The following is a 21,560-nucleotide window of genomic DNA, read 5'->3' on the forward strand; positions in this document are numbered from 1 at the left end:
GCCCCCCCCGCCCGCGCCCCCCCCCGGCGCCCCCGCTTAAGCCCGCCCCCCCCATCCCACCCCGCCCGCTGTCCCCGAGACCCCCGCTGCTTGGTGGTCGGCGGGGGGGCGTTCTACTAATTAAACCCACCCGCCCCACCCACCCCCGGGGTGTAACCCCCGCTAGTTTTTACTCACCAACACCCCCCCCCGACCCCGTAGACTGCCTGTTCACCGCCCCATCAACGACATCCAGTCGTCGAGGCTCTTCGGGCGAAAGACGTAATTGGTCGCGAATTGCTCGCCCATCGTCGTCGAAGGAACGTCGGCGTAGTGGTGGCCCGGATAGAGAACGGTCGACTCCGGGAGCTTCGTCAGACGCTGCGCGATCGTCCGGTACATCTCCTCGGCGTCGCCACCGGGAAGATCGACGCGACCGCAACCCTGAACGAAGAGCGTGTCGCCGGACACGAGGCGGCCTTCGACGAGAAAGCACTGGCTTCCCGGTGTGTGGCCTGGCGTATGTAGGAGCTCTATTGCGACCTCGCCGACGCGGACAACGTCGCCGCCATCATGCTGGGTCAGGTCGCCCGGCTCGAGACCCGAGACGACCTTGACCCCGCGCGATTCGGCGCGATGGCAATGTATCGGGACATCGGCGATCTCCTTGAGCGACGCGACGCCTTCGATCTGGTGGCCGAAGAGATCTCCCCCGATGTGATCGGGATGATAGTGAGTGACGAGCGCGCCGACGATCTTCATGTCGTCCTGCTGCGCGACGCTGACGAGGTCCGCCACGTCCCATGCGGGATCGACCACGACGCAGTCGCGCGTTTCGCGGTCGCCGATGAGGTAGCAGAAGTTGACCATCTGCGCCGCAACGGGATTCGAGCGGGCGAAGTCACGTCCCGCGAGAAGCTGCCGGAAGTAGAGTCTGTCGGACATGCCTCTCTGAAGTCGGATGGACCGCGAAATGATTTCCACCGGCGAGCCGTCGCATCGTCGCGTAGAATCCGGACCTGGATCGAGGAGGACTTGCACGTGAAGACCGGACTGCTCACTCTTTTGCTCATCGCGCTGTTCACGGTACCGCTCACAGCTCAGGAGGGACCGGTTGCGGCGGCACCCGATCGCGCAGCAGATGAAGGAGAGGGGCCGTTCGAGCGGCTCATTATACGAGGGGCCACGATGATCGACGGGACGGGCGCGCCGCCGCAGGGACCGGTCGACATCGTCATCGAGGGCGACCGGATCGCGAGAGTCGCGAGCGTCGGCTATCCGAAGGTTCCGATCAGCGAGGAGAACCGCCCGCAGGGCGCGTCGAAAGAGATCGACGCGCACGGGATGTATGTCCTTCCGGGCTTCGTCGATCTTCACGCGCACATCGGAGGAGCACAGGCGCCGTACGCCGAGTACGTATACAAGCTCTGGGTGGCACACGGGGTCACGACGATTCGCGAGCCGGGATCGTCGAACGGTATCGACTGGACGGTCAACGAGATGAAGAGGAGCGACCGGAACGAGATCGTGGCTCCGCGAATCGTTCCGTACGCGTTCGTGCAGATGTCGCCGACGCCGGTCGAGACTGCCGAAGATGCGCGGGCGTTCGTCCGGTGGGCGAAGGGGAAAGGAATCAGGGGGCTGAAGCTCTGGTCCTCGGGAGCGGGTGACCGGATTCTCGATCCGGAGGTGATGGGAGCGCTGCTCGACGAAGCGAGGAAGCAGGGGATGGGATCCCAGGCGCATCTCGCGCAGATGGGGGTTGCGCGAATGAACGTGGTCGATGCTGCGAGGCTCGGTCTGCGCGGAATGGAGCACTGGTACGGTTTGCCCGAGGCGCTGTTCGAGGACCGGTCGATTCAGGATTTTACGCTCGACTACAACTACAACGACGAACAGCATCGGTTCGGAGAGGCGGGGAGATTGTGGCAGCAGGCAGCGAAGCCTGGCTCCGAGAAGTGGGAGGCGGTGATGGACGAGCTGCTCGAGCTCGGCTTCGTCATCGATCCGACGCTGACGATCTACGAGGCGTCCCGCGATCAGATGCGCGCGCGGCGAGCCGAATGGCACGATACGTATACGCTTCCATCGCTCTGGGCGTTCTATCAGCCGAGCCGGAAGGCGCACGGTTCGTACTGGTTCGACTGGACCACGGCGGACGAGATCGCGTGGAAAGAGAACTATCGGATCTGGATGCGGTTTCTGAACGAGTACAAGAACCGGGGAGGGAGCGTCTGCACGGGATCCGATTCGGGCTTCATCTACAAGCTCTACGGCTTCGACTACATCCGTGAGCTCGAGCTGCTTCAGGAGGCTGGCTTTCATCCGCTGGAAGTCATTAGGGCAGCGACGCTCTGCGGCGCGGAGACGCTGGCCGCACCCGGGGGCGAGACGCCCGAGGTCGGCATCATCCGGAAGGGGATGCTGGCGGATCTGGTGATCGTGCCGGAAAACCCGGTGGCGAATCTGAAGGTGCTCTATGGAACCGGCGCCATCAGGGTCAATGACGAGACAGGGCTGCCGGAACGTGTCGGCGGGGTTCGCTGGGTCATCAAGGACGGGATCATCTACGATGCGCCGAAGCTTCTCGAGGACGTCGCGCGCATCGTCAGCGAGGCGAAGACGACCCGCACGACCGAATGATCCGTAGGATGGCGAGCCGTGGCGCGGCTATTCGTCCGCCGTACGCGGAGGCTGCTGATCGAACGCTTCGAAGGCCCCCGGTTCCTCGGAAGAGGGGACGAGCGTGAGATCCGCGGAGACGATTCGCCATTCGTTCGTCCGATCAGTCTCGAATCGCCGTAGGGTGTAGGTGCCGGCGAAAACGCGTGTCTCCTCCGCCTTCATCTCCGCGGTGACCACGACCGGGACGTCCACGGAGCTCAGGTCGTCGGTGACGACTTCACCGAGCTCCAGCTTGATGTTGCGCGTTCCCTGGAATCCGGTCGAAAAGTCGACCAGAGACTTTCCGCTCGCCTCTCCTTCGTTGTCCCACATTCTCCATGCGGTCGCGAAATCCCGCCGGTTGATCGCGTCGTAGTAGGACCGCACGGCGGCCTGAGGCGTGATCTGCAGATTCGTCGTGTCCGGGCTGGCGGTCACGGTACCCGCATCGACCGCAAATTCGGTCGACGTTTCGGGTGGAATATCCGCATCCCGGGCGTCTGGACAGGCCACCAGGAGGGGCATCGAGAGGATGATCGCGAGCCAACGCATCCCCCTGTGCTGATTCGAGAACGACGCCAGCTCCCGGCGTTTCCGTTTTCAGAGTGTTGCAAGACTGTAAGGAAATGACCTGAAAGCAGGGATCAGGGATCAGGGGTCAGGAATCAGGGATCAGGGTAAGGCACTCGTCATCCTGAGCAACTGACCGGGGCGTTTGCGACGGTGAAGCGGAAATGACACCGGTGAGTGCAGAAACAACCGCACTCGCGTACTCAAACCGACGTCATCCTGAGCGGGCGGTCGGGCGGGCAGGCGAAGACATCGCAGGTTGGGACATCAGACCAAGCGAAGCGCTGCAAGAGGGTCGCCGTCCTTCGGCGACTCCTAATGAAACATCCGTTCGCGAGGCCTGCCCCTGCCCGTGCCCCTGCCCGCGCCCGTGCCCGGCCTCTTCATCGGAACCAGCGCTCCGCGCCATGGTCACTTTTCCGGCTTCATTCCCGATCCCACGGGGCCTTCTCGCCTCGGTCTACTTGCTCAGGACGACGAGTGCCTTACTCTTCACCCTGTTTCCTGCCCCTGATCCCTGACCCCTGATCCCTGATCCCTGATCCCTGATCCCTGATTTGTCCGTTCGACCTTCGGTCCTGTAACGTATCGCCATAATCCGGTCGAGTCGGCGCAGGAGGAACCCAGATTTCGGTGTACTGCCCAGCTTGTGGAGTGAAGAACGGCGGGGTCGGAGTCTCGTGCTTCGTCTGCGGAAAGGTTCTGCCGAGTGGCGGCGGTGCGGCCGCGGAGAGACCGGCGGCGAGAAGCTCACCTTCGGGAAAGAAAGCGGAGACGACGGTCGTACCCGGACCTGTCGGCGATCGGGCGCTGGCGCTTCTGTTCGACCGGGTCCTTCTGTTCGCCGTCATCGCCTTTACGTTCGGTCTTTACGTCCGGGAGGCCGCGCTGACCTTTTACCAGCCGGGTACTGGGGCGACGATCGGGCTGTTCTTCGGCTGGTTTCTCCTGATTTTCGCGTATCACACGCTGCTCGAAGGGCTGGCCGGAACGACGCCCGGAAAACTGGTGATGGGACTTCGGGTGGTCAGCACCGGTGAGCGGCGGATGATCGGGGCGGTAGCGCTGAGAAATCTGCTCCGGCTCGTCGACGGAATCGCTCTCTACTTCGTCGGATTCGTGGTTGCCGCCCACAACCGGTCACAGAAACGAGTCGGCGATTTCGTCGGTGGCACCATGGTGATCCAGGTTCCAATGCAGCCGATGGAGAGAGGCGCGGCTCTGATTACGCTGATCGTCATCATCGCCGCCGCCATCTGGGGTGGCGGTGTCTTCTGTCCGGGTTGCTCTGAAGCGGTGGGACGGGAGATCGCAAGCACGCTGAATGCGCTCACGACGGTCCCCTGACGAGGCTGGAAACGATCGATTTCCTTCGTTGATTTAGCAAGTCCCTCCGACTACCCTTAGCTGCTCAAATGGCCTGGTGGATCTGGATTCTCATCGCTTTGGTCCTTCTCGCAATCGAATGGCTGACGACGACCTTTCATCCCGGTTTTTTCGCTTTCGGGGCGATCGCGGTCGGAATTCTCGTGGCGGCTGGCTTTGGCGGGCCGCTCTGGATGCAATTGATCGTCTTCGCGCTCGTTTCGATGATATTTATGCTCATCTTCCGCCAGCCATTGCGGGAGAAGCTGGGACTCGAAGGGATGTCGAAGGAGATCGAGTCGATTGCGAGCGAAAAGGGAATCGCGCTCGAGACGATTGCGCCCGGAGCCACGGGAAAGATCGAAATCCGCGGAACTTCCTGGAACGGACGGAACGAAGGGGATCTCGAGATCGGCGCTGGGGACCGATGCTCGATCGATCGGATCGAAGGTTTGACCCTGGTTATCTTTCCGTCGATCGATAAGCAATGATTCCGCTCAGCGTGCGACGAGGCTGAGAACCGCAAACGACAGAGGAATGCGGAGATCGTCCTCGGGCCCTTCGCTTGCGGAAATCGAGAGGGTGGCCACCGAGTGCCGGGTCTCCAGCCGGCCCCGCGACGTCGTCTGATCGATCAGAGTCCACAGCCGGGCCACGGGAAGGCCGAGGAGGTCGGCGACGGCCTGAAACACCGACGAGTACTCGCGGCGGAGCTCCGCGAAGGCGGGCCCGGCGATGCTCGAGCGTGCCTCCCAGCTTCGGGACAGCGCCGAGGAGACGAACCAGGCGATCACGTTACCCGATGCGTCCTGCGCGCGATACACCAGGCGCGGGAAGGCCGGACTCTCCTGACTCAGCCGGAACCAGGTCTCGTCGAGCAGCTCGTCGTGGAAAAATTCGACGAGCTTGCGCGGCGCAAGCGTCAGAACGGCCCAGGAGAAGGCGGCCGTGAGTCCCGCAGCGCAGACGGCGGGGACGAACATCCCCTGGAGAAGGAGCGAGACAACGGCGAAGAATCCACAGACGACCATCACCGACGCGACAATCGGAGCAACCAGGGCGGCGAGATTCCACGCGGATCGGAAGTAGGAAACCGCCCGGCCGGCCTCGTCGTTGATGCGCCCACTCTCGTGAGGCTCGGGAGCTCTGATCTCATACTTCGAGGTCGAGCTCGGAATGATTGAGGTATCCCGAACTTTCCGATTTCGTTCGTCCGGGATCTCCGCGGTGGGTACCTGATCGTAGTACTCGGGGTCGAGGTCATCGGGATTGCCCTTCGGATTCGGCTTTGTGATGCCGGACTCGCCGCTCACCGGTTCGGGCACCTTGCCGGGTGGCCAGGGGGTCTCGCGAGTCGCGGGCTGATCCGCGATGCCGGACTCCGAAAAGCGAGGGGGAGTGTCCTGGTCGAGCTCCTCCGAGAACGTGCCGGTCGTGGCGCCCATTTTCACAACCGCGCCGTCGGTCAGGGGAGCGACCTTGATCTGCTTCCCGTTCACCCAGGTTCCGTTGGCGCTGCCGAGGTCGCGGATCACGTAGAATCCACGCTCGAAGGTCAGCTCCGCATGGGTTCGTGAAATTCTGGCGTCCCTTAGGGAAATCTCGTTGTTCCTCTCCCGTCCGATCCGGATTCTCCGGTCGCTGTAGAGGGTGAATGACTGCTGCTCACCCGTCGGGAGAGTGAACGTAAGTCTCGCCATGACAGACTATTGTACACGTGAACCGCTCGATCGCGGCATGGCGGGGAGCACTGGCCTCGTGAGTGAGCACTGCAGGCGCTGGTCAGGTTGCTCACGACCGACCCCCCGGATCCGTCCACTGTCCTTTGGTGGCTGGATGACGAGTGCCTGGACGTGGCGAACGTCAGCGATGGAACCGACGTCATTCTGAGCCCGGCGGAGCGCGGGCGAAGAATCTGGGCGGGGGATCGCGAGTGAGCGCTTCGGGTTCTGGTCACGTCCACTGACGACCGTCCCCCAGATCCTTCGCCGTCCTTCGGCGGCTCAGGATGACGAGGTGTTTGGATGTGGCGAGCGCAAAACAACGTCATGCGCCCGGGATCACCCGAGCCGCGAGAGAATTGCATCGCCGGCTTCCCTCGTTCCGAGCGTCCCGCTGAGATCGCGCGTCGTCTCTCCCGATCGGACGGCCTCCGCCACGGCGGCGTCGATATTCGCGGCCGGCTCGTGATAACCGAGGTGATCGAGCATCATCGCGGCGGTCAGGATGGCACCAACAGGATTCGCGATGTCCTTGCCCGCATACTTCGGAGCGCTGCCGTGAATCGGCTCGAACAACGATACGCGGCCAGGATGGATGTTGCCGGATCCCGCGACGCCGAGCCCACCCTGAAGGGCCGCGCCGAGATCGGTGATGATGTCGCCGAACATGTTGTTCGTGACGATCACATCGAACATCTCGGGTGCTCTGACCATCTGCATGCTCAGCGCGTCGACGAACATGTGGAAGTGCTCGATGTCCGGATATTCACGGGCGACGTCCTCGAATGTGCGCATCCAGAGGTCTCCACCGAAGCGCATCACGTTGTTCTTGTCGGACATGCAGACCGATTTGCGGCCGTTTTGTTTCGCGAACTCGAAAGCGTGGCGGATGATGCGCTCGACACCCTTCCGAGTCGACACGTCCTCCTGGACGGCGACTTCGTCTTCCGTTCCCTTCTTGAAGATGCCGCCCATTCCAACGTACGCCCCCTCGGTGTTCTCGCGGAAGATCACGATGTCGACGTCGTCCGGCGTCTTCCCCTTGATCGGACAGAGCGATTCGTGGAGAAGCCTGACAGGGCGGTAGTTGACGTAGAGATCGAGCTGGAATCGCATGCCGAGGAGAATGTCGGCGGCGTGCTTCATGTCGGGGACGCGAGGGTCTCCGAACGCCCCGACGTACACCGCGTCGTAGTTCTGGCGGATGTCCTCCATCGCTCCCACGGGCATTGAGATGCCCGTCTCGAGGTACTTGTCGGCGGACCAGTCGAAGTGAACGAGCTCGAGATCGACCGCGCCCGATTTCTGCAGTCTCTTCAGCACCCGAACGCCTTCCGCGGTCACCTCGGGGCCGATACCATCGCCTGGTACGACTGCGATCTTTTTCGTCATGGATGATTTTGCGCCCTCCCGAAAAATGGACGCCGATCTTATCAGGAGGCGAGGCTCATGGATGATTCCTCCGGCCCACCATGACGATGATTCGCGAGCCACGCCCAAATTCTTCGCCCGTCTTCGGCGGCTCCTAATGAAACGACCACAAAATTGTTGGACTTCGACCTCTTGCAGCGCTTCGCTTGGGTTGATGTCCCAACCTGCGAGGTCCCTTCGGTTTCCCCCGCCCATCACCCCTCAGGGCAGGCTCTTCGCCTGCCCGCCCGACCGCCCGCTCAGGATGACGTTTGTTTGAGTACGCGAGTTCGGTTGTTTCCGCACTCACGGTGTCATTTCCGATTCACCGGCGCAGGCGCCGGTCACTTGCTCAGGATGACAAGAGGCGGACGGGACTTCCGGAGCTTGCGCGATTTTCACCGGGAGGGCGAGGCGCCTGCCGAGCCGCCCCGCAGCGAGCTTCCGCGACCGTGCGATCGGCTCGATCAGACGCCTGGAATCCATGCTGGCACCGGGAAAGCAGGGAGATCCCACGATGCGAAAGGTGGAGATTCCACAGAGCGAGCTCGAGATCACGACTTCCCGCAGCGGCGGTCCGGGCGGCCAGAACGTGAACAAGGTCGAGACGAGAGTGACCGTCAGCTTCGACGTGGGCGCGTCGGAGCTCTTCACGAGTGAAGAGAAAGAACAGATCCGACGGCGCCTTCGAACCCGCATCACCCGGGATGACGTCCTGCAGGTCACTTCTCAACAGTATCGAACCCAGCATCGCAACCGAGAAGACGCGATCGAGAAGCTGAACGAGCTGCTGACCTCGGCGCTGGTCCGGCGCCCGCGACGAAAGCCGACCCGCGTTCCGCGGGCGGCCAGGGAGCGTCGTCTCGAAGAAAAGAAGAAGCGCTCGCAGATCAAGAAGGATCGCAACAATCCTCTCTGAGATTCGTGTACCGGCCGGACGGAAGTCCGCCGGACTGTCCGGCCCGACCAGAGCGTCCTGAACGGCGACCGTTCCCGTGATGACGGTCCCGGTTAACGAGCCACCGCTCGAAATTGCACGTTCGGGTAGTAAAATCCTCGGGTCATGTCCTCCGGCCAGCTCACTCCACGCAAATTGAGCCTGATGATCCAGCAGCCCGGTTATCCGGCGGAGCGGGTGGAGCTCGATGACGCCGTGCTGACGATCGGCCGGTCGCCGGACTGCGACATTCCCATCCGGGATCGCTATCTCTCGAGGAAGCACGCGGCATTTCGGTGGAGCGCCGGGGGGTGGGTCATTGACGATCATGGGAGCGCGAACGGGACCTTCGTCAATGGAGAGCGCGTCGACGGGCAGCTCTCCCTCTCTCCGGGGGACCGGATCACGCTGGGCGACTCGTCGATCGTCATCGAAGGATCGGCGGTACCGTCATCGGGGTCGATCCAGGTGCGCGACGGGATTTCCGAAACGAGCATTTCCATTCCCGTTCCGGACATCGACGACTCGAAGATCGGTGCCGAACGGCTCGAGATCGAGAACCGGCTGGCAATCGAGCTTCTCGAAGATCGTCCGCTCGCGGAGCTTTTCGATTTCATCGTCGATCGGGTTCTGAACCTGCTCGAGCCTTCTCGTGTGGCGCTGGGCATCCTGACCGAGGATCGATCCGATTTCGAGGAAGTCCGTGTGCGATCGAACCACCTCGAGGACGGCGAAGAGCTGCGGATCAGCAGGACGCTGCTCCGAGAGGTGGTGGACGAGAGAAAAGCGCTGGCCTTCACGGATGTGTCCGAGGACGAGAATCTGGCGCAGGCTCGGTCGATCATCGGGCAGCAGATTCGCTCGGCCCTTTGTGCGCCGCTGATCTGGGGAGGCGAGGTTCGAGGCGTCCTCTATCTCGACTATCAGCTTCAGGCGCGTTACATCTCGGAAGACGACGTGCGGCTCGCGACACGGATTGCGAGGATCGCGGCGCTCAAGCTCGAGACGACGAAGCTGCGCGAGGAGTCGCTCGTGAAGCAGCGGATGGAAGCCGAGCTCAAAACCGCGTACACGGTACAGGCGAGGATCCTCCCCGCCGAGCCGCCGACGGTTGCCGGTTTCCAGTTCGCTGCGCGGAATCGGCCCTGCTGGACGGTGAGCGGTGACTACTACGATTACAAGGTGACCGACGACGGGAAGGTCTGGTTCGTCATCGCGGATGTCAGCGGAAAGGGAATCACCGCGGCGCTGATCATGGCGAGTCTCGCGACCGCATTCTCGATCTTCGCGACTGCGGGGAGGACGCCAGCCGAGGTCGTGAAGAAGATCAACGACACCCTCGCTCCCCGAACATCACCGACCAAGTTCGTCACGTTATTCGCCGCCGTTCTCGATCCGACGACGGGAATGATCGAGTTCACCAATGCGGGGCACACTCCTCCACTGCTGATCCGACGAGATCGTGTCGAGAGGCTCGACTCGACTGACATGGTGGTCGGAATCTTCGCTGGCGCCGTCTATCGGGATCAGAAGGTTCAGCTCTATCCAGGAGATGGGCTGATCATGTTCACGGACGGAGTGATCGAGGCGGAGAACGAGGCGGGCGACGAGTATGGGCTCGACAAGGTGGTCGAGGTCGCGAAGGGCCTTCATGGAAAGGATCCATGCGGTGTGATCGACGAGGTGGAGGGGAGAGTCATGGAGTTCACGGAGGGTCATTCACTCGGTGACGACGTGACGCTGCTGTCCGTCTGTCGCGATTCTGCCTGACTCGATTCTTCCCGGCGACCGGCGGTGTTTCCGAGGAACCATGTGAGAGTCTCGAGACTCGCCCTCAGATCGACTGATTTCACGTTGACACCGGCAGGCGCGTCGAGGACGACAGGCGCGAAGTTCAGGATCGAGCGGATCTCCACGTCGACGAAAGCGTCGAGGATCTCCTGCGCCGCATCGGCCGGGACGGTGATGACACCGATTGCGAGCTGATGAGCGCTCGCGAGCACCGGCAGCTCCGAACGAGGGATGATCGGGACCCCGCTCGAAGTGAGCGTGCCCACCTTCTCGGGAGACTGGTCGAGAAGCGCGACGATCCGGAATCCGCGGCGAGTGAAGCCCTCGTAATTCGCGAGGGCGACGCCGAGATTTCCCGCTCCGGCGATGACGACTTCCCGTTCGACGTCGAGCCCGAGCTCGGTGGTGAGCCGCGCGCGCAGACTTCCGACGTGATAGCCGACGCCCGGGATTCCCGGGCAGTCGCCGAGAAGAGAGAGGTCCTTCCGGACCTGTGTGGGCTGAAGATTCAGCATCTCGGCGAGACCCCGCGACGAGATCTGTCGTTGCGACCCGGCTTCCAGCTCTTCGCAGCACCGGAGATAGAGCGACAGCCGCTGTACGGTCGGTTCAGAAAGCGACTTCGAGTCGCGATTCGCCATCGTGCGGCCCTAGCGAAGCAAAATGTTCGATGCAGCCTGAACGGCCGTCCGGAAGAACGGGCTCGGAAAGATGCCGATCGCAAGAATCCCGATCGCCGCGATCGCCAGCGCGCTGGCGGAAAGAACGTTGAGTACCGGAAGGGGCGTCGATTCGTCCGCCTCCTTCATGTAGACGAAATAGACGACCCGGAGGTAGTAGAAGACCGACACGATGCTCGTGAGGATTCCGATGATGGCGAGATTGATGGCTCCCGCTTCGATCGCGACCCGGAAGACGTAAAACTTGGCAATGAACCCGGCGGTCGGTGGAAGTCCGGCGAGCGAGAACATGAAGAGGCTCAGCACGAGTCCCGCGAATGGCCGGCTGAATCCCATGCCCGCAATGTCGTCGAGCGTTTGCGGATCGTTCTGGTTCTTGTCGAGAAGCGAGACGACACCGAAGGCTCCGATGTTCATCAGCGCATAGACGATCGCATAGATCGCGACTGCAGCGATCGCATCCTGACGGACGAGCAGGACGGCGATCATCATGTAGCCGACGTGGGCGATCCCGGAGTAGGCCAGCATTCGTTTCAGATCGCGCTGGGCGATCGCCACGAAGTTCCCGATGACCATCGAGAGGATGGCGAGCGTTGCGAGCACGGTCGTCCAGGCAACGCTCGAAGCCATCGGAACGACCTCGGAAACGATTCGAATCAGTGCGATGAATGCCGCCGCCTTCGGAGCGACCGAAAGCCAGGCGGCGACGGGGGTCGGAGCGCCCTGATAGACGTCGGGAGCCCAGCCGTGGAACGGGGCGAGCGCCAGCTTGAAGCCGAATCCTCCGAGCAGCATGATGAATGCAATCGTGACCAGCGGCGATGGGCTTCCTCCGACGATCGCCGTCTGAAGTCCGTCGATCCGGGTCGATCCCGTCGCGCCGTAGAACAGCGCCGTTCCATAGAGGATGAATCCGGTGGCGAAGGCTCCCATCAGAAAGTACTTGAGAGAAGCTTCGTTCGAAATTGCGATCCGCCCGTGATAGGCGACGAGCGCAAAGATGCAGATTGAGAGCGTTTCGAGACCGACGACGACGATCAGAAGATCGAGGCCCTTGGCCATCATCATCATCCCGACGGTTGCCCACAGCAGCAGCGCGTAGAACTCTCCCCCTTCGAGTCTCTCGCGTCTCAGATAGTCCCGGGAAAGCATCGTGGCGAGAAGGGCGGCGACCAGGAAGATGAAGTCGAACAGGCGCGTGAGGCTGCTCACCTCCCACGTATTGCCGAAAAACAGACCCGAGGCCGGACTCTGGAACAGGATCACGGCAAGGATCGTCACGATCGTCAACGGCGCCAGAACATCCTTCGCCTTCGGGAAAAAGGCGTCCCAGAGGATCAGAATCATACCGACGCAGCTGAGGATGATCTCGGGAAGCACCGCCAGGTACCAGTTGGCCTCGATCAGCGGTGTGAAACTCATCGCGACACCTCCTGTGCCGCTTCCCGCTTTCGGAGCTCCGCCATTGCGTGCCGGGCCGCCTCACGGTTCCGTTGCTCGATCGTCAGAATCTCTTCGCCGTTGCGCCGGGCCTCGACGAGCTCGAGCATCTGGGCGACCGCCGGACGCATCGGCCGAAGGAACGTTTCGGGCCGGATTCCGATCCAGACCATGAAGATCACTAGCGGAACGACTGCGAGCATCTCGTGACGCCCGATATCCGGAAGAGTCCGATTCTCCTCGTGGACGATCGGGCCGAAAAAGACCTTCTGCACGAGCCACAACAGGTAGATCGCGGCGAGGATCACACCGCTCGTCGCGATGATCGTCAGCACGGGAAACGTCCCGTACGATCCGGCGAGGATCAGAAATTCGCCGATGAATCCATTGAGACCGGGAAGTCCCACGGAGGCGAGAACCGAAATAATGAACAGGACCGTGAAGAGGGGAACGACCGATGCGATGCCGCCGAAGTCCGCGAGCATCCTCGAGTGCCGGCGCTCGTAGATGACGCCGACGAGAAGGAAGAGGGCGCCGGTCGAGAGCCCGTGGTTGACCATCTGGATGATCGACCCCTCGAGAGACGCCTGGGTGAGCGCGAAGATCCCGAGCACGCAGAAGCCGAGATGCGAGACCGATGAATAGGCAACCAGCTTCTTCATGTCCGGCTGAACCCAGGCGACGAGCGCACCGTAAATGATTCCGATTACGCCGAGTGTCGCGAGCAGCCAGGCCCACTGGAACGTCGCTTCCGGAAAGATCGGCAGCACGAACCGGATGAAACCGTACGTCCCGAGCTTCAGCAGTACGCCGGCAAGGATGATCGAGCCACCTGTCGGCGCCTCCACGTGCGCGTCCGGAAGCCATGTGTGAAACGGGAAGACTGGAACCTTGATCGCGAAGGCGAGCGTGAAGACGAAGAAGAGAAGCGTCTGCGCCTCCGGAGGAATCGTCAGCCCGTAGAGATCCTGAAACATGAAGCTCGGCGCCCCTCCGCGACCGCTGAGAACGCCGAGATAGATGATCCCGGCGAGCATCAGGAGCGATCCGGCGATCGTGAAGAGAAAAAATTTGATCGCCGCGTAGATGCGATTGGCGCCGCCCCAGATTCCGATGATGAGATACATCGGGAGGAGCATCAGCTCGAAGAACACATAGAAGAAAACCAGGTCCATCGCGAGGAAAGCGCCGAGCATCCCGAACTCGAGAGCGAGCATCGAGACCATGTACTCCTTGAGATAGCGCTTGACCGAGGTCCATTGCGAGAGGATGACGACCGGCGTGATGAACGTCGTCAGCAGGACCAGCCACAGCGAGATTCCGTCGACTCCGAGCGCATAGCTGACTCCCCAGACCGCGATCCAGGTGAGCTGTTCGGTGAGCTGGAAGTCGGGGCTGGCGGCGTCGAAGGCTGGAAGAATCATCACCGACAGCACGAAGACCACCACGCTCACGGTCAGGGCGACGACCTTGATCGCCTGAAGAGCAGTCTTCGGCATCAGCGCCACGGCAACCGCTCCGACGAGCGGGAACCAGAGGATGATGGAGAGGAGGTATTCCATTCCGTTTCAGGACCTCGTTCGGGTTCTTTCGATGGTCACGATGCCATCCATGTGAAGAAGATCATTCCGAGGAGCAGAGCGAGGGCATAGTTGCGCACGTTGCCGGTCTGGAGAAATCGCATCAGATCGCCCAGAGCTCCCACGATGTACGCCCCGAGGCTGATCGTGCCGTCGATGATCGCATCGATGATCTTCCAGGAAAATACAGAAATCGAATGGAGCGGCCTGACGACGAGCTTGTCGTACATCTCGTCGACGTAATACTTGTTCTCGAGCATCGTGGCGAGCCCCGGCCTGCTTGCCCGGAGTCGGGCATCCCCGCTGAGCTGGCGGTCGCGGAAGAACGATCGCGCAAGCCACCAACCGAGCAGAGCCAGCGCCGTCGACACGATCATCACCATCGCTTCACCCGAGGCCGGGATCGTGAAGATTCCTTCGGGCAGCCCCGGCGCCTCGGTGAAGATCGGATGGAGCCACCGGTCGAGAAGATGCGGAATGTGAAGCATGTGACCGAACAGCGGAGGGAAGCCGAGGATCAGCCCGCCGATCGCCGAGAGCACCGCGAGAACGACCAGCGGAACGGTCATCGTCCACGGTGACTCGTGAACGTGGTGATGCTGCGCCTCGGTTCCTCGGAACTCCCCCTCGAACGTCAGGTAGTAGAGCCGGTACATGTAGAAGGCGGTCAGGAACGCGGCGATCGTTCCGAGGATCCAGACGATCTTTCCGGTCATCGCGAACCAGGGCGTGACCCAGGCGGAGGCGAGAATCTCGTCCTTCGAGACGAAGCCGGCGGCGAGCGGGAGCCCGGCAATGGCGTAGGTCGATACGAGGAAGGTGATCCGGGTGATCGGCATGTGATGCTTCAGACCGCCCATCTGCCGGAGATCCTGCTCACCACCCATTCCGTGAATGACCGATCCGGAGCCGAGGAAGAGGCAGGCCTTGAAGAAGGCATGGGTGACGAGGTGGAAGATCGCGGCGACGAACGCTCCAACTCCGGCGGCCATGAACATGAACCCGAGCTGAGAGACGGTGGAGTAGGCGAGCACCTTCTTGATGTCGTACTGCGCGAGCGCGATCGTTGCCGCAACGATCCCCGTCGCCGCTCCGACCAGGGCGACCGTTGCCATCGCCTCAGGTGACATCCGGAAAAGCACGTTCGACCGGACGACCATGTAAACACCGGCCGTGACCATCGTGGCGGCATGGATCAGCGCGGAGACCGGGGTCGGGCCGGCCATTGCGTCGGGAAGCCAGACATAGAGTGGAATCTGAGCTGATTTGCCGGTCGCTCCGAGGAGGAGAAGGAGGCAGATTCCGGTGATGATCGCCGCGGGAATCCCGCCGGTCAGGGCGGCATCGGCGACGCCTTGGTAGTCGACCGTTCCGGCATACTGAAACATCAGGAACATCGCCACCAGGAAACCGAAGTCTCCGATGCGGTTGACGATGAACGCCTTCTTCCCGGCGGCAGCCGCCCACTCTTTGTCGAGGTAGAAGCCGATCAGGAGGTAGGAGCAGAGCCCGACGCCTTCCCATCCGACGAACGCGAAGAGGTAATTGCTGGCGAGGACGAGGACGAGCATCGCCGCGAGAAAGAGGTTGAGGTAGGCGAAGTAGCGATGGTAGCCGTCGTCATGCGCCATGTAGCCGACTGAGTAGAGGTGGATCAGAGAGCCGATCCAGGTGACGACCATCAGCATGACGATCGAGAGGGGATCGAGCTGAAAGGCGATATCGGCCTCGATGATCCCCGATGCAAGCCAGGTCCAGGCGACGTCGATGTGCGGTTCGCCGTGGTGGTAGGTCTGCGCGTAACCGATCGCGGCGATCGTACCGAGGATCGCCGAGACGACGGCGGCTCCGACGGCAACGATGCTGACGAACGACTTCCCTGCCCGACGGCCGAAAAGGCCGTTCAGAAGGAATCCGATGAACGGTACGAGTGGAATCCAGCCCAGATGTTCGAGCATCGCTACGGTGCGGCTTCAGCCGCGTCCATCCTCCTCACGTCTTTCATGCCGAGCATGGCGACGCGGGGGATTCTATCCCGTGACGCTAGCTCGACTCGTTACGGTCCTTCTTTTCTGCCTGTTCCTTCGCCCGCTCCGGATAGTCGCTCGAAGATGCCGGATCGAGCTCCCATCGCTCCTTGTCGCGGTCTCGTTCCTTGTTTCCCGCCTTCAGCGGTTCTCCATCCTCATATTCGACACCCATCGCGCGACCCATGGCGTCGACATTCGACTGCCCTGGCGTCGCCACGCTGCCGGCGACGCCTTCATCGCCTGTGGAGTCCGTATCCTCCCACTTCGCGTCGATGTCACCGCCCGAGAGGTCGGGATTGGTGTTGGTGTTTTGCCTGAGACGTTCTGCGAGCTTCCTGCTTCCCGCGGAGACATCGGGAACGTCCGGCTCGATCGTGTCGTCGATACCGTTGCGGTTCTTGTCAGTCTTTTCTCGTTTCTGATCTGCATGTGGACGTTGTTTCATCTGGCCATCCTTTCGAGATTCAGGTCTCGAAGAATGACGGTTGCGAGGGACGTGCCCTCACCAGTGCATCAGGTTCGCCTGATCGACGTCGATCGTTTCCCGGTGTCTGAAAAGCGCTACGAAAATCGCCAGGCCGACGGCGGCTTCCGCGGCAGCGATCGCCATGACGAAAAAGACGAAAATCAGGCCGTGGAGGTCGCCGAGCTGCCTTGCATACGCGATGAACGTGAGATTCACCGCGTTGATCATCAGCTCGATCGACATGAACATCGTGATTCCATTTCTTCGGGTCAGAACTCCGAGCACGCCGATCGTGAAGAGGATCGCGCTCAGATAGAGAAACCATTCGATCGGAATCATGGAGCGCCCTCCTCCGGCCGGATGCTCCGTTCGATTCGCTGCGTGATTACCAGCGCCCCGACGATCGCAGCCAGCAGCATGATCGAGACGAGCTCGAACGGCAGCAGATAGGCTTCGAAGAGCTTCAGTCCGATGTCCCGGGCATTCGATGCGTAAATCTCAGGGGGGTCGGCGACGATCGCGGCCTTGGAGATGTAGTAGAGAAGCAGAAATCCGAACCAGAAGCCGCCAACCCATGCGAAAAACTGATGAATCGGACGCCCGGGGGCTTCAGGGAGCTTCTGGATGTTCAGGAGCATGATCACGAAGAGGAACAGCACCATGATCGCACCGGCGTAGACAAGCACCTGAAGGGCTGCCATGAAGGGGGCGTCGAGAAGAACGTACATCACCGCGAGGGCGAAGAACGAGACCACCAGCGACAGTGCGCTGATCACCGTGTTCCGATGAATGATGACCACGATCGCGAAGATCACAGCGATCGCGGCGAATGTGAAGAAAATGAGATATTCGAACATCGGTCAGATCCATCGTGCCGCGATCAGAAGCGCGGCAATGATCACGTTCAACAGAGCGAGTGGGATGAAAACCTTCCAGCCGAGCTGCATCAGATGGTCGTACTTGAACCGCGGCAGAGTCCAGCGGACCCAGACGAAGACGAAGAGCATGAAGCTGACTTTCGCTCCGAAGCAGAGCGCGGAAAGAACGAAGCCGAGGAACGTCGCCGGCTCGTCGTACCAGGGGATGTCCCAGCCGCCGAGGAACAGGGTCACGCCCAGCGCCGAGATCGTCGCCATCGCCATGTACTCGGCCATGAAGAAGAGCGCGAACTTCATCGATGAGTATTCGGTGTGATATCCCGCCACCAGTTCCGCTTCCGCTTCCGGAAAGTCGAACGGGAGCCGGTTGGTCTCGGCGAAAGCGGCAACCACGAAGACGACGAACCCGAGGAACATCGGAAAGACGTTCCAGGCCGGCAGCTTGATCACGTCGAAGAGGACGTAGTAGCCGGTCTGGTAGTTCACGACTTCGACGAGCCGCAGCGAGCCAGCCGTCAGAAGCGCCCCGGTTGCGGCGATCGCCAGGGCCAGCTCGTACGAGACCATCTGGGCCGCCGCGCGGATCCCTCCGATCATCGAGTACTTGTTGTTCGAGGCCCAGCCGGCAGTCGCGAGACCGTAGACGCCGAGCGACGACAGGGCGAGGATCAGAAGAATCCCGACGTTGACGTCGGCCAGGATCGGCTCGAACAGACGGCCACCCTCGAATAGCGCGTATCCGAAGAACGTCATCTCCGGAATGACGAAGGCCTTGCCCCACGGAACGACTGCGATCGTCGTGACCGCCGGGATCAGTCCGAACGCGGGGGCAATCGTGAAGAGAACCCGGTGCGCCTGCGCCGGAATGATGTCTTCCTTCAGGATGAACTTCAGCGCATCGGCGAGCGACTGGAACAGGCCGAAGGGCCCGACCCGATTCGGCCCGAGGCGATCCTGGATCAGCGCGCTCCCACGGCGCTCGACCCACACCATCATCGGCGTGACATTCAGCAGAACGCCGAGCACGATCGCGATCTTGATCAGACTGAGTGTGACGTCAGTACCGTCGAAAGGCATGCGACCTCTGCGCGCTCAGGCGCGCGCCTCCTCGGAGGAGGGATCGGCGGGGGCGGGAAGTGTCGAGGGAGCGGCTGATGCCTCCCAGCTCGCGTCCGCGAAGGCATCGTTCGAAGCGACCATCCGCTCGAATGTATCGTAGGGCTCGTCGACGTCGAACTCCTCATCGGCGGGGAAGAGCTTCCGTCCCAGCCGCTGAAAGACGTCCCAGTCGGACATCGCATCGCCCTTCGGCAGATAGGCCTGATGAATCCGCTGCGTCCGGTTCTGCAGATTCGTGAACGTTCCGCTCTTCTCCGCGAAGATCGCGCCGGGGATGACCAGATCGGCCGCATCGGCCAGAGGATGCGGTCCCCACGCCTGGACGACCAGAAACCGCGCCTTTCGGAGCTTCGCGACCGCGGCCGGATCTGACGCTCGTTCGGAAAACTCCGGGTCGGTGATCCAGAGGACGTCGATGCCGGACGCTCCTCGCTCCATGAGCCGGTTCGGGAGATCGGTGTCCTCGATGCCATTGGCCACGATGCCGCGAAGATTCGGCCCGGCCTGTGTTCCCTCGAGCCATCCTTTTTTGTTCTTCATCTTGATCGGACCGATCGGATCGACATGGACACCGGTCGAGCCGGCGAGCAGATCGCCGAAGAGCCGCTTTGCGAGCCGGGCTTCCTCGTTGGTGAGCTGTGCCGAGGCGATCAACGCGACCTTTTCGGCCTCACGCAGCTTCGAGACGAGCTCCTCCCAGACCTCGGTCCAGCTCGAGATCCCGAGATAGTCGTCACGCCTCTGCTTCGGCACGACGAACCGCTCGGTCTCGTAACGCTCGTGGGAGAACCTGCCGTAGTCGCAGAGCCAATGATCGTTGACCTCGGGATTCACGCGCGGCTTGTAGCGGAAGATGCGCCCGCCCTTGTGCTCGATGTGAATGTTGCAGCCGACGTCGCAGCCGTTGCAGACCGAGCTCGCCGCGTCGAGGTTCCAGGCGCGCGCCTCGAATCGGAATTCACGCGTGGTGAGGGCACCGGTCGGGCAGATGTCGGTCACGTTCGCGCTCATCCAGTTGTCGAGCGGCCTTCCGGGGAAGACGCCGACCTCGGTTTCCGCCCCTCGCTTGAAGAACGCCAGCTCGCCCGTCTCGCTGATCTCCTCGGTGAACCGGATGCATCGCGTGCAGTGGATGCAGCGATTCATGTTCTGAAGGACGTGCGGTCCGATCGCGGTCCGGTCCATACCGGGGTAGGTGCGCTTGAACTCGGCGTATCGGGAGGTGACCGAGCCGTAGTTGAAGGCGTAGTCCTGGAGGGGGCACTCTCCCGATTTGTCGCAGATGGGGCAATCGAGGGGGTGGTTGATGAGAAGGAACTCCATCTGCCCCTTGCGCGCCTTGTCGACCTTGTCGTTGTGGACGAAGATCTTCATGCCGTCGCGGACCGGGGTTGCACATCCGGCCTGGAGCTTCGGCACGCCGTCCACTTCCACCAGGCACATCCGGCACTGGCCGACGACGGTCAGTGAGGGGTGGTAGCAGAAATGGGGAACATGGATGTCGGCAGCCTTCGCTGCTTCGACGATGTTGATTCCGTCTTCGACTTCGACCTCGATACCGTCGATGGTGACTTTTGCCATGGGATTTGAGCGTTTTCCTGTCGTACTTTCGTTTGTACGGCGACCGCGCCGGCCCTGCGAGAGACGGGCGGAGCATGACGGCTGCTCACGAGCAGCAGAGAATATCGGTTTGATGGGGTCGGGTCAATGCAAAGGCCGATCGGCCGACCCGGTGTGAATTCGTCGCGAACATGGGTTGAAACCCACCATCTCCGGAGCCCGAACCGATCCATGTGCGGGAATCGTCTCTTCTTGCTCATTCGCCCGCTGCATCCCGCGGAGAGTGTTGGTGGGAGCAGAGAGAAGAATGGGGGTAGCGGTTCCCATCAGGACTCAGGCATGGATGCGCCAGTTGAAAAGGGCGACGACGCTTCAAAGGATGCCGAGGAACGACTCCCGGTCGTCATCATCGTGGAAGGTCATCTCGCGGTTGTTGCCGCGCGATGTGACATGCCACAGAGCGCCACGATCTTCGAGTCTGAGCGGCCGAGCCATGGAGAGCCATCTGTCGGTGAAAGGAAAAAGTCCAACCGTTACCCGAAGAGCTCACTTTCCTCCCTCGGAATGGAAACTTTCGTGACACTTCTCCACGAGGAGCAGAATGCCCCCAAGCCCGAGAGTGCACGGGAAATCGAAAAACGAACGGGTTGTTGCCCAAAACCCCGATCCCAATCGCGACACCGGGAGGGCGAAGCTCCTGCTGAGCCGCACCGTGACGAGGTGCCGGAATGTCGAATGGAAGGAGGATCGAGAGGAACAGCGACGGAGAGCGGTTTCAGGTGGCCTTTTGGTGAGATGCGGCTCAGCAGGAGTTCGCCCTCCCGGCGCCGCTGACCCGTTCTCAATTTGGCAGAACTTTCCGCACACTATCCACTTTTAACTCGCGCCCGCCTTCCCGGCCGCGGCCCGGTCTATGATTTGGGCAATAGCCCGCGAAGGTATGATCCCCATTTAGTTTCCACAAGCGACCAGGTCTGCCAGCTGCGTCTGAGGCCGTAGCGTCTTCGAGATCAGCCGAGATGGAGGTTGATCTTCTTCGGCAAGCGGGCTCTTGTGCGCGTAGAGGCCTCAGCGCAGGACGAGTACGAGCTCGCCGACGTCGTGGCCGGCGACCTCGACGCTCTCCTCGCGCTCGAGGCTGAAGCCGCACTTCTCCAGGACGCGGATCGAGCCGACGTTGTGCTTGGCTACGTGCGCGTGGAGGGGACGCTCAGTGACGAGATGCAAGAAAGCGGCGAGCGCCGGGTCGCGACACCCTTGCCCCAATGCTCCTTGCCGATCCAGTAGCCGACGAGGCGGACACCGTCCTGGGGCCAGCTCCCGATGTTGCCCGCGACCTGGCCGTCGAGGAGGATCGTTCGCGTGACCGC

At 61.8% G+C, this 21,560-nt stretch carries 18 protein-coding genes and 1 pseudogene; 5 read left to right on the top strand and 14 right to left on the bottom strand.

Annotated elements, in window-relative coordinates; genetic code table 11:
• Positions 1-210: 210 nt before the first annotated feature.
• Positions 211-924: an MBL fold metallo-hydrolase gene (locus KY459_15875; protein ID MBW3566187.1), complete on the bottom strand. Its 714-nt coding sequence runs from the start codon at positions 922-924 to the stop codon at positions 211-213.
• A gap of 243 nt (positions 925-1,167) precedes the next feature.
• On the opposite strand from KY459_15875, the gene KY459_15880 reads away from it, so the two are divergent.
• Complete coding sequence (locus tag KY459_15880) at positions 1,168-2,622, top strand: amidohydrolase family protein (GenBank protein ID MBW3566188.1); 1,455 nt, start codon at positions 1,168-1,170, stop codon at positions 2,620-2,622.
• A gap of 27 nt (positions 2,623-2,649) precedes the next feature.
• Here the strand turns inward: KY459_15880 and KY459_15885 are convergent, their stop codons facing one another.
• Entirely contained in the window at positions 2,650-3,195 is a 546-nt protein-coding gene (locus tag KY459_15885) for a hypothetical protein (GenBank protein ID MBW3566189.1), read from the bottom strand.
• A gap of 672 nt (positions 3,196-3,867) precedes the next feature.
• On the opposite strand from KY459_15885, the gene KY459_15890 reads away from it, so the two are divergent.
• A complete protein-coding gene (locus tag KY459_15890) occupies positions 3,868-4,560 on the top strand; it encodes an RDD family protein (GenBank protein ID MBW3566190.1) in 693 nt (230 codons plus the stop codon).
• A 68-nt stretch (positions 4,561-4,628) separates the two neighbouring features.
• The gene (locus tag KY459_15895) at positions 4,629-5,069 is read left to right on the top strand and encodes an NfeD family protein (GenBank protein MBW3566191.1); all 441 of its coding nucleotides are present in this window, start codon (positions 4,629-4,631) and stop codon (positions 5,067-5,069) included.
• A gap of 6 nt (positions 5,070-5,075) precedes the next feature.
• Here KY459_15895 and KY459_15900 read toward each other — a convergent pair whose 3' ends face one another.
• Both KY459_15900 and KY459_15905 read right to left on the bottom strand, forming a co-directional pair.
• Positions 5,076-6,278: an FHA domain-containing protein gene (locus KY459_15900; protein ID MBW3566192.1), complete on the bottom strand. Its 1,203-nt coding sequence runs from the start codon at positions 6,276-6,278 to the stop codon at positions 5,076-5,078.
• A gap of 360 nt (positions 6,279-6,638) precedes the next feature.
• Complete coding sequence (locus tag KY459_15905; protein MBW3566193.1) at positions 6,639-7,691, bottom strand: 3-isopropylmalate dehydrogenase; 1,053 nt, start codon at positions 7,689-7,691, stop codon at positions 6,639-6,641.
• A gap of 535 nt (positions 7,692-8,226) precedes the next feature.
• Here KY459_15905 and arfB point away from each other — a divergent pair.
• Both arfB and KY459_15915 read left to right on the top strand, forming a co-directional pair.
• Positions 8,227-8,628 carry an aminoacyl-tRNA hydrolase gene (arfB, locus tag KY459_15910; GenBank protein ID MBW3566194.1) on the top strand — a complete coding sequence of 134 codons (402 nt, stop codon included), beginning with the start codon at positions 8,227-8,229 and terminating at the stop codon, positions 8,626-8,628.
• A gap of 144 nt (positions 8,629-8,772) precedes the next feature.
• Positions 8,773-10,416, top strand: coding sequence for a SpoIIE family protein phosphatase (locus tag KY459_15915; GenBank protein ID MBW3566195.1), 1,644 nt, complete (start codon positions 8,773-8,775; stop codon positions 10,414-10,416).
• Here KY459_15915 and KY459_15920 read toward each other — a convergent pair.
• From KY459_15920 to KY459_15965, 10 genes and pseudogenes are all read right to left on the bottom strand, one after another.
• A complete protein-coding gene (locus KY459_15920) occupies positions 10,362-11,078 on the bottom strand; it encodes a redox-sensing transcriptional repressor Rex (GenBank protein MBW3566196.1) in 717 nt (238 codons plus the stop codon). The genes KY459_15915 and KY459_15920 overlap by 55 nt on opposite strands.
• A gap of 9 nt (positions 11,079-11,087) precedes the next feature.
• Positions 11,088-12,539, bottom strand: coding sequence for an NADH-quinone oxidoreductase subunit N (locus tag KY459_15925; GenBank protein MBW3566197.1), 1,452 nt, complete (start codon positions 12,537-12,539; stop codon positions 11,088-11,090).
• On the bottom strand, positions 12,536-14,119 hold the full coding sequence (locus KY459_15930; protein MBW3566198.1) for an NADH-quinone oxidoreductase subunit M: 1,584 nt from the start codon (positions 14,117-14,119) through the stop codon (positions 12,536-12,538). Before KY459_15930 ends, KY459_15925 begins: the two co-directional genes overlap by 4 nt.
• Before the next feature lie 35 nt (positions 14,120-14,154).
• The gene (nuoL, locus tag KY459_15935) at positions 14,155-16,095 is read right to left on the bottom strand and encodes an NADH-quinone oxidoreductase subunit L (GenBank protein MBW3566199.1); all 1,941 of its coding nucleotides are present in this window, start codon (positions 16,093-16,095) and stop codon (positions 14,155-14,157) included.
• Between the two features lie 85 nt (positions 16,096-16,180).
• Entirely contained in the window at positions 16,181-16,612 is a 432-nt protein-coding gene (locus KY459_15940) for a hypothetical protein (GenBank protein ID MBW3566200.1), read from the bottom strand.
• Between the two features lie 57 nt (positions 16,613-16,669).
• Positions 16,670-16,972, bottom strand: a complete 303-nt coding sequence (gene nuoK / locus KY459_15945) for an NADH-quinone oxidoreductase subunit NuoK (protein ID MBW3566201.1) — start codon at positions 16,970-16,972, stop codon at positions 16,670-16,672.
• A complete protein-coding gene (locus KY459_15950; protein ID MBW3566202.1) occupies positions 16,969-17,490 on the bottom strand; it encodes an NADH-quinone oxidoreductase subunit J in 522 nt (173 codons plus the stop codon). The genes nuoK and KY459_15950 overlap by 4 nt, the downstream gene beginning before the upstream one ends.
• 3 nt (positions 17,491-17,493) lie before the next feature.
• Positions 17,494-18,588, bottom strand: coding sequence for an NADH-quinone oxidoreductase subunit NuoH (gene nuoH / locus KY459_15955; GenBank protein ID MBW3566203.1), 1,095 nt, complete (start codon positions 18,586-18,588; stop codon positions 17,494-17,496).
• A gap of 15 nt (positions 18,589-18,603) precedes the next feature.
• Positions 18,604-20,211 carry a (2Fe-2S)-binding protein gene (locus KY459_15960; GenBank protein MBW3566204.1) on the bottom strand — a complete coding sequence of 536 codons (1,608 nt, stop codon included), beginning with the start codon at positions 20,209-20,211 and terminating at the stop codon, positions 18,604-18,606.
• Between the two features lie 1,047 nt (positions 20,212-21,258).
• Positions 21,259-21,560: pseudogene (locus KY459_15965) on the bottom strand (GNAT family N-acetyltransferase).

The sequence above is a fragment of the Acidobacteriota bacterium genome, assembly GCA_019347945.1.
Lineage (GTDB): Bacteria > Acidobacteriota > Thermoanaerobaculia > Gp7-AA8 > JAHWKK01 > JAHWKK01.